We start from the raw sequence: 8861 nt of genomic DNA, 5'->3' as shown, positions 1-8861 counted from the left end.
GCTTTTCGTCACCCACTACAGTTGACAAAGAGCCACTTTGTCTATTTCTAAAAGGAGAGGAGGGGATTCGAACCCCCGAGCCCCGTTAAGGACTACACGCTTTCCAAGCGTGCGCACTCGGCCTCTATGCGACCTCTCCACATCAAACGATTAGCCTATTGATGGCTAATCGTTATTTTTAATCAAGTTTTCAATAATTAATCTTTAAACTGAGCCTCTACTCGGTAGATGACCTGACCTTTTTCTGAGAACTTACGCTCGTACTCAGTCATGACATTGCCCTCATAATCACTTGCATGAAGGTCCAACCAAACTTTGTTGATAACCATTCCATACTGTGAAAAGCTCGCCAAACTGTATTCGAAAAGTTCACGATTGTCTGTCTTAAAGTGAATCTCTCCATTTTCAGGCAGAATTTGCTTATAAGTATCTAGGAAAGTCTTGTAAGTTAGACGACGTTTCTCATGACGGCTCTTAGGCCATGGATCTGAGAAATTCAGATACATCATATCCACTTCGCCATCTTCAAAATAGTTGGTCAAGGAAGATCCATCCACACGCAAGAGTTTGACATTTTCAGCACCAGAGGCCAAGACCTTATCCAAGGCGTAACTCAAAACAGACAACTGAATATCAATACCAATGTAGTTGATGTTAGGGTTTTGTTGGGCCATACCAGTAATGAAGGCCCCTTTACCAGATCCTACCTCGATATGGATAGGATTATCATTACCAAAAAGCTCATGCCACTTACCTTTAGCAGCTTCCGGCTCAAGAATAACGTACTGAGGATGGTTAGCTAGGTGTTCCTCTGCACCTTTACGTTTTCTAACTCGCATGTCTACTTTCTAATATCTGTGCAAGGTCTCTCTGAATTTACGAAGTTCATAAATCTCTCGGTTGGCATGTTCCATATCACGGCTATCAAAGAATTTTGAAATCTGTGTCAAATATGAAAATTGCCCATACCAGTAAATCTTGTCCATCACAAGGTCATTGTTCTTATAGCCATAATATGACAACCACTGTGGCCAATGTGCCAATGGAATATAATGGCTGAGGATCTGTGCCACATCATACATACGATCTGTTAGACGTACAGAATCCCAATCAACCAAATAAATCAATCCTGAGGTTGTGATGACAAAGTTACTATGACGAGCATCTCCGTGAACAATTGTTGCAATCTCTGCACGAAACTCTGGAAGATGACGTTTCAAATCTCTAACAACGTCTTGAAGGAAGCCATTCTCACGCAATTGGTAAGCAGCATTTTCTTCCCACTCGTGTAGAAGATCAAAAGGATTTTCAATATGATAATCCAACTGCAAAAGTTGATTAACCAAGTGTTTAGAGCGGTGCAAATTACCAAGAATTTGGATAATCTGTTTACTGTTCATGTCATGTTTGGTCAAAATACGACCATCAAGCCACTCCTGTGCACTCATCATGTCACCATTTCCCAGACGCTTAGCCCACAAGAGCTGTGGTGCAATCTGTTCCTTGGCAAGAGCTGCCAAGATTGGTGTTGTATTCATCTTCACAAAGACGCGATCTCCGTTTGGGTAAGTTCCCATATAGGCCTTACCACTATTTCCTTTGAGAGGAGTCAGGCTCAAATCTTTATCTGTTGATGTCACCTAGGCATCTCCTTTTTCTTTAGTCATTCGTTTCTATTTTAACTTATTTAATAGGTGTTAGTCAATCATCTTCTTAAGCTTGGCTGGTAGGTAAACAAGGCTCAAAACTAGCATAATTCCAACCAAAATCAGGCTAAACTTAAGATCGAAGAGGCAAATAGCCTGGACCAGAGTCAGCACAAGTACAATCTGAGTAATCAAGTGCTTAAGATTGCTCACCTGCATGTCTTTTCCAACTGGCATAAGGTTAGCCATTCTCTGATAAGCAAAGTGTGATTTTAGCGCTGTGAGCTGGAAGAGCAAGAGGTAGTCAAAAACAACCACAAGCACCATAGCCAGCCATTTTTCAGGAACCAAAAAGATAACTAAAAGCGTTAGGGCAAAAAGGCGTAGGCTAAGGGCAAAGTAATCTCCAGAACGCAAGAAGGCTCTTAGGTAAAGATTATACCAGGTATTTTCCTTGTCTTTCTTTGTACGTTTGAGAATACCATCCAAATAGGCACGACGTTTAACACTCGACGTAATCCCTTTAACATTGGTAAAGAGTGAAAAGAACTTCAAGATCGATTGTTGACGCTTATTTTCTCCTGCAATAGCCTCAGTCCAATTCAGTCCAGACTGCTTATAAAAAGGTTGAGCCTTTTTCTGGAAAATAACATACTTAAGAATAGCCATAGCCACACCTACAAGGATAACTCCCCAAACTGGAAGTCCCAAGGCTAAAAAGAGAGGACTAACCAAAATAAAAATCAGGGTTTGTACTATTACCCAAAATCTAAAAGCACGCCCTGTTGCCTTCTTAACATGGTCTAGCACCTCTTCTTCCTTAACCAAAAGGTAGTGCTTGTCCGCAGGTTCTAGATAAGTCGCAATATTCCCCCAGAAAGGAAGGAAGAGACACAGCACAAGCAAGCCCAGGACAATGGCCCATGGATTTTTTGGAAAATGTCGGAGCAACTGGCTATACTGAACCAAGACAAAGCCTAGCAGAAAGAGAAGAACCAAGATAAAATGATCATTAAAAACGTAGCGACTATACTTAGCACAGCGGGCATTGAATCGCTTGCTACGCTCCTTAAATAGCTTAGCTATCATGACAATTCTCCCTTAGTTAACTGCATGTAGATACCGTTAAGACTAGCACTATCGTCGCCAAAATTCTGACGGAGCTCCTCGAGAGTCCCCTGTGCTAAGACCTGTCCATGGTGCAAAATCACAAAGCGATCACACATTTTCTCAGCTGAATCCAAAACGTGGGTAGACATGAGAATCGCCTTGCCCTGAGCTTTTTCCTCAGCTAAAAGCTCAATTAGGTCGGAGATTGCCAAGGGATCCAAACCCAAGAAGGGTTCATCAACAATGAAAAGACTGGGGTTAACAATAAAGGCACAGATAATCATGACTTTCTGCTTCATTCCCTTTGAAAACTGAGTCGGGAACCAATCTAACTTTTCATCTAAGCGAAAGAGTTTGAGGTACTTGTCCGCACGTGCCATCCCCTCAGTCACATCAAGACCATAGGCCATCAACACCGTTTCCAAATGTTCACGAAGCGTCAACTCTTCATAGAGACTTGGCGTTTCAGGAATATAGCCAATCTTCTGACGATAGCTAGCTGAATCTTGTTGAATAGTTAACCCATCAATGGCAATCTGTCCCCCATAAGGTGTTAAGAGACCAATAATCTCGTTAATTGTTGTTGATTTCCCAGCACCATTAAGACCAATGAGACCAACCAATTCACCATCAGCCACCTCAAAAGTCACATCTTTTAGGACGGGAATATTAGCGTAACCACCCGTCACCTTTTCTAATTTAAGCATTATCTTTTCTCTCTTTGGTATGATATAATCTATTATAACAAAAACTCATGGAAAGGTCGTTATTATGGATAATTGTATTTTCTGTAAAATTATATCTGGAGAAATCCCTTCATCAAAAGTCTACGAGGACGACAAGGTTCTAGCCTTCCTCGATATTTCACAAGCTACAAAAGGACATACCTTGGTTATTCCTAAAGAGCACGTTCGTAACATCTTAGAAATGTCTGCTGAGACCGCTGAGACTGTCTTTAGCCGTGTTCCAAAAATTGCTCGTGCCGTGCAAAAAGCAACTGGAGCAATCGGCATGAATATCCTTAATAACAACGAAGAAGTTGCTGGACAAACCGTCTTCCACGCTCATATTCATCTCGTTCCTCGTTACGGTGCAGACGATGGTATCCACATGGGATTTGACGAACACGAACCAGACTTCGCTGCCCTGGCCGACCTTGCTGACAGCATCGCTAAAGAGGTAACAGAATGAAAATCGGACGCTTTCTAGCTCTTGGAGCTCTTGCCTACGGTGCCTACTACGCCTATAAACGACGTGAAGACATCAAAGAGGAAATCCTAGACCTCAACCAATCACGAGAAAATATCTCTCACGATCTGGACAATATCAAACGCAACCTTGACATCATCAAGGAACAAAACCTTGTTCTTGCTGACATCAAACAAGACCTCAACTATAAAACACGCGTCTTCAAAAAAGACCTCGAACCCCGACTCAACATCATCCAAGAACGCTTGCAAAAGTATCAAGGTGATGATAAAGAATAAAGGTAAGTAGCATCGGCTACTTACCTTTTTTATCAATGATGAAAACTTATAAAAAGTTTATGGATAGTGTAATAGTCACTCAATGTTCCTTTTTTTCACAACAGAAAGTACCATTCAATAATAAAAGGCACCACTAATCAGATTAAAGAGAACACTACTAAACCTATTTTCATATAATTACTATTTCTTTTTTAAAGCATTAATAATAGAACGTGTTGCTGATTTCGTTAAGCCTTGATTTTTAGGATGTGTCCTTAAATAGGAATGGACTTTGGTACCAGTATCTGAACGTGTGTAACCATTTGTATTAACAATCTTATTACTTAACAGTTTATCCAATAAATCCATTCTGCATCTCCTCACAATTAGTAATTAAAATTTATACTAAATGAATTCATTGTATCATAGTTACCATTCTGTATATTAGCAGTCCACCCAATATTTTCACCGCTCTTCATTTTATGCTTATAGTAGTTTGCTTTTTTTGCTTTTTCGTCTGATTCCTCAACTTTCTGTCCTGGATTAACGGCAACAAATTCTGATATAGATACTGACTGCTTTCCTTTCGGATCAATTCTAGATTGTGACGAACTAAATGGCTTTGCTTCAATACTATTGTTAATTACAAAAGTTGATTCAATATTAATTTCTTTATCCGTTAAGTTATCAATAATAATATTTCCACCAGTTCTTATTATTTTAATATTTTTATCACTATATAGTTCTTCCGTTTTTGCCACTGTTTTTTTCGAACCCATAATACTTTGTCCTACTTTTGACGTATTATTGCCATTAGTAGAATTTTCATTCGAAGAATCTCTAATAGCCAAAAAAATTATTAACAATGTAAATATAAATCCAAAAACTGCAAATACATAAACGCTAACATTAAAAATTTACTTTAACATATCTTTTCCTTACCTTTATTTTTGAGTTTCAATTGTCACTTTTGCCTCGTGGTCCAAAGATTTAATCATTGTAGAGTAGTACTTCTCGGCTGACTCCTTTAATAATTTTTTATTGTCCTTTATAAAACCTTGTTGTTCCTTATTTGAAAAACCTTCTGCAACAGCCTCACCAGTATCTATGTCTTTAGTCGAATAACTAAGAATCCCTCCACTAGTATCGTAGAGTGTATAAGGTTTGTCTTTATCTAATTCAACACCAATAACTTCAAATTTGGGTAATGTAACTTGATAATTATGATTACCATTATCTTTAATGGTTACATCATTCTTAATACCGAATTTTGCCGTATAATTTAGAATAATGAGTGCTTTCTTTTCTGAACCAGGTATTACAAAGTTACTACCAAATAACTTTGTATTATTTTCTATTGACTTAACTTTTTGAATAGATGCATTGAGTAAAACTAACTCACTGACCTTTTCCAAAGATTTTACATTTACTATGATTTCTGTCTTTGGTTTTTGATTACCAGATGACTCACTCCCTTTATATACGCTAAGAAAAATGAATCCTACGACAATCACTAATAAAATCGCTAAAATACCATATATTATCTTTTTCATACTTTTTTCCTATTAACTCATTTCTTCAAAAACAACTGGATTAACAATCCTGCAATCACAATACCAGCTGCAATTAGGGGGTTCAACATTGCTATTCCTACAAGAAGTAGAATAGCCAAAATCCATAAAACTACTTTTAACATTATTTCTCCTTATCAAATAACAAAAGATTGTAATATTAAACCCAAGAAATCACTAACTAAAATTTAATTTTACACAAAAATTATATAGCGATATGAATGCGTTGTCAACGCTTTCTTGAAAATAGAATATATTTTTAACTATTTATCATATTATTATAATTTAAATAATTTTATCTCATTTTATATTTAAGAATAAATATAAAAGTCACAGCTATACACAAAACAAGACTTTCCGCTGTGCTAAAGGTGAGAGAAGCACCATTGCTTCTCTCACTCGGAAGATTTGAGACCCAGGCTCAAATCTTAGGAATGGAATTCCGTTAGGAAGTCGCTTCCGTCCGTAGCACCCAAGGAAAGTCTTAAAGAAAAAAACAGAGATGTCTACTAACATCTCTGCTTCATAAATAGGATTAGGAGGTTTTATGCTTTTTATTTAGCATCTTTTTCTTTGATAACCAAGACACCATCTTCCATATCAGCTTCTAGATGTTTAGCATCAAGGTTATCCAAGTGGAAGTCTGTGACTTTGTCACGGATTTGTTGTTCAACCACACGACGGAGTGGACGAACACCCATGACTTCGTCGTAGCCTTCTTCAGTCATGTATTCTTTAGCAGCTTCGCTAACTGCCAAGTCAATGTCTTTCTTAGAAAGCGTCTTGTTAACTTCAACCAACATAAGGTCTACAATCTTAGAAAGATCTTCTTTGCTCAAGTGTGAGAATTCGATGACAGCATTGAAACGGTTAAGGAATTCTGGACGGAAGTAAGGTTTCAAACGATCCATAAGTTCTGGTTTATCAGCATCTTCTGTCAAGTTAGCTTCGTAACCAAAGCCTGCGTTTGAAGTTGCGATAATCACAGTATTCTTGAAGTTTACAGTGTTACCTTGACCATCTGTCAAACGACCATCGTCCAAAACTTGGAGGAGAAGTGTGATGACTTGAGGGTCAGCCTTTTCAATTTCGTCGAGAAGAACGATTGAGTATGGGTTACGGCGAACACGTTCTGTCAAAGTATTGCTATTGTCATCATAACCAACATAACCAGCTGTTGTACCAATCAATTTAGAAACGGCTGTGCGGTCGCTGTATTCTGACATGTCCAAACGGATAATGGCATCTTTAGTACCGAACATATCAAGAGCCAATTGTTTAGCCAACTCAGTTTTACCAACACCAGTAGGTCCTACAAAGAGGAAGCTACCGATTGGGCGGTTACCTTCGTCAAATCCTGCACGGTTACGACGGATGGCACGTGCCACTGCTTCAACGGCCTTATCTTGACCGATAACTTTAGTTTGCAAACGGTGGCCCATATCTTTCAAACGTTCGATATCAGTTGCTCCCATTTGCGATACTGGGATACCAGTCATACGTTCTACAGATTCAGCCACATCGTTAACAGTTGCAGTGACTTTAAGGTCTGCTGTATGGTTAGCAATTTTCTTTTCAAGTTCTTCAATACGAACCTTAGCGTTTAGAGCTGCTTCGTAGTCTTCTTTGGCAGCTGCAGCTTCTTGTTTAGCTTTTTCAGCTTCAATTTCATGTTCAACAGCATTCACATCAGTCACTGGGTGTTGAGCAGCCAAGTGAGCAGCTGTTACATCGACAAGGTCGATAGCCTTATCTGGCAAGCTACGTTGTGGAATGTATTGTACAGAGAAATCTACCGCTGCCTTCAAAACATCATCTGGCAAGATAACATTGTGGTGTTTTTCATAAAGATCACGGATACCTTGGAGAATCTTGAAAGTATCTTCAGCAGAAGGAGCATTGACCTTAACTTCGTTGAAACGACGAGCTAGGGCAGCGTTCTTCAAGATAGTGTTACGGTATTCATCCTGAGTTGTTGCACCAATCACTGTCAATTCACCACGTGAAAGAGCAGGTTTCAAGATATCAGCAAGACCTTTAGACCCTTGACCATCACCAGTGCTTCCGGCACCAAGAATTTGGTGGATTTCATCGAAGAAGAGGATAATGTTTCCAGCCTCTTTGACTTCATTTACCAAGTTTTGAATGTTTTCTTCAAAGCTACCACGGTATTGAGTACCAGCTTCAAGTCCAGAAATATCAATTGAAATGATTTCTTTATTCTTGATAGCAGCTGGGACATCACCATTAACGATGGCTTGAGCCAAACCTTCAACTACGGCTGTTTTACCAACCCCAGCATCCCCGACAAGGACTGGGTTGTTCTTGGTACGGCGAGCCAAGATTTCGCAAGCTTCTTGGATTTCTTTGTTACGTCCGATAACAGGATCCAATTTACCTTCGCGAGCTTCTTCAGTCAAGTTACGACCAAGTTTAGCAAGAATACCATCTTGTTTAGGTCCTTTACCTTGTTGTTGAGTTGGGTTCACTGCTTCACCTTCATTACCAGGCAATTGACCTGTTTGACGGTAAATCGCAAATTCTTCAGGTGTCACTTCACGACCGTTAATCATGTAGCGACGGTTTTCTGAACGGTAACCACCCATGTTACCCATCAATTGATTGAAAAGATCGTCCATATTGTTAAAGTTGTTGTTCATATAATTACCTCGTTTTGTGTTTTCTTGTGAAATTTTTTAAGTGTTATTTTTATGTTAATGTGTTTTTTGACTTTTACTGACCAAAACCCTAAAAATTTTTAGTAGCTTCAACTACTCTTCTAATAATTTCAGGTTTTGCTCTTGGTAGGAGACTGAGAACTTTCACAGTCTTAAATAAATTGTCATTTAGCATAAGAGCCACCTTCTTTCTGTGAATCTCTCAATATAGCTAACTTCTAAGCCTCTTTCAGAAAGAAACTTGTAGATTAAGGAAACCTTTTTCCTTATAGCTTTATCATATACCTTTCATCTGCTTGGGTCAAGAATTTAGTTTTGACTTTTACTGACCTTTTTAATGAAAATTTAAGCAGACAAGCTGCAATCTTTTCATATCGATATATGGACTGT

At 38.7% G+C, this 8861-nt stretch carries 11 protein-coding genes and 1 tRNA gene; 2 read left to right on the top strand and 10 right to left on the bottom strand.

Annotated elements, in window-relative coordinates; all coding sequences use genetic code 11:
- Positions 1-52 precede the first annotated feature (52 nt).
- From HMPREF2867_RS02395 to HMPREF2867_RS02375, 5 genes are all read right to left on the bottom strand, one after another.
- A tRNA-Ser gene (locus tag HMPREF2867_RS02395) sits at positions 53-139 on the bottom strand.
- Positions 140-197: 58 nt separating this feature from the next.
- Positions 198-839: a tRNA (guanosine(46)-N7)-methyltransferase TrmB gene (gene trmB / locus HMPREF2867_RS02390; protein WP_070575480.1), complete on the bottom strand. Its 642-nt coding sequence runs from the start codon at positions 837-839 to the stop codon at positions 198-200.
- A 9-nt stretch (positions 840-848) separates the two neighbouring features.
- Positions 849-1640 (bottom strand): cell cycle regulator CcrZ, encoded by a 792-nt coding sequence (ccrZ, locus tag HMPREF2867_RS02385; protein ID WP_002884270.1) that lies wholly within the window; start codon positions 1638-1640, stop codon positions 849-851.
- 57 nt (positions 1641-1697) lie between these two features.
- The gene (locus HMPREF2867_RS02380) at positions 1698-2732 is read right to left on the bottom strand and encodes an ABC transporter permease (RefSeq protein WP_371106466.1); all 1035 of its coding nucleotides are present in this window, start codon (positions 2730-2732) and stop codon (positions 1698-1700) included.
- Positions 2732-3463 (bottom strand): ABC transporter ATP-binding protein, encoded by a 732-nt coding sequence (locus HMPREF2867_RS02375; RefSeq protein WP_070575474.1) that lies wholly within the window; start codon positions 3461-3463, stop codon positions 2732-2734. The genes HMPREF2867_RS02380 and HMPREF2867_RS02375 overlap by 1 nt, the downstream gene beginning before the upstream one ends.
- A 64-nt stretch (positions 3464-3527) precedes the next feature.
- On the opposite strand from HMPREF2867_RS02375, the gene HMPREF2867_RS02370 reads away from it, so the two are divergent.
- Positions 3528-3947: an HIT family protein gene (locus HMPREF2867_RS02370; protein ID WP_002891660.1), complete on the top strand. Its 420-nt coding sequence runs from the start codon at positions 3528-3530 to the stop codon at positions 3945-3947.
- The gene (locus HMPREF2867_RS02365; protein WP_037602683.1) at positions 3944-4243 is read left to right on the top strand and encodes a hypothetical protein; all 300 of its coding nucleotides are present in this window, start codon (positions 3944-3946) and stop codon (positions 4241-4243) included. The genes HMPREF2867_RS02370 and HMPREF2867_RS02365 overlap by 4 nt, the downstream gene beginning before the upstream one ends.
- 180 nt (positions 4244-4423) lie before the next feature.
- Here the strand turns inward: HMPREF2867_RS02365 and HMPREF2867_RS11305 are convergent, their stop codons facing one another.
- The 5 genes from HMPREF2867_RS11305 to HMPREF2867_RS02350 form a co-directional block, all read right to left on the bottom strand.
- Positions 4424-4591 carry a hypothetical protein gene (locus tag HMPREF2867_RS11305; RefSeq protein ID WP_162837453.1) on the bottom strand — a complete coding sequence of 56 codons (168 nt, stop codon included), beginning with the start codon at positions 4589-4591 and terminating at the stop codon, positions 4424-4426.
- A gap of 17 nt (positions 4592-4608) precedes the next feature.
- Positions 4609-5001 carry a hypothetical protein gene (locus HMPREF2867_RS02360; protein WP_070575470.1) on the bottom strand — a complete coding sequence of 131 codons (393 nt, stop codon included), beginning with the start codon at positions 4999-5001 and terminating at the stop codon, positions 4609-4611.
- A gap of 165 nt (positions 5002-5166) precedes the next feature.
- Positions 5167-5775 carry a DUF4230 domain-containing protein gene (locus HMPREF2867_RS02355; protein WP_002884297.1) on the bottom strand — a complete coding sequence of 203 codons (609 nt, stop codon included), beginning with the start codon at positions 5773-5775 and terminating at the stop codon, positions 5167-5169.
- 17 nt (positions 5776-5792) lie between these two features.
- The gene (locus HMPREF2867_RS11490; protein ID WP_002884447.1) at positions 5793-5918 is read right to left on the bottom strand and encodes a hypothetical protein; all 126 of its coding nucleotides are present in this window, start codon (positions 5916-5918) and stop codon (positions 5793-5795) included.
- 429 nt (positions 5919-6347) lie between these two features.
- Complete coding sequence (locus HMPREF2867_RS02350) at positions 6348-8453, bottom strand: AAA family ATPase (RefSeq protein ID WP_060971902.1); 2106 nt, start codon at positions 8451-8453, stop codon at positions 6348-6350.
- Positions 8454-8861 lie beyond the last annotated feature (408 nt).

Origin of the sequence: Streptococcus sp. HMSC064H09 (assembly GCF_001812625.1) — a bacterium.
GTDB lineage: Bacteria > Bacillota > Bacilli > Lactobacillales > Streptococcaceae > Streptococcus.
The sequence above is the reverse complement of the archived record's forward strand: the minus strand, read 5'-3'. Positions and strand labels throughout refer to the sequence as shown.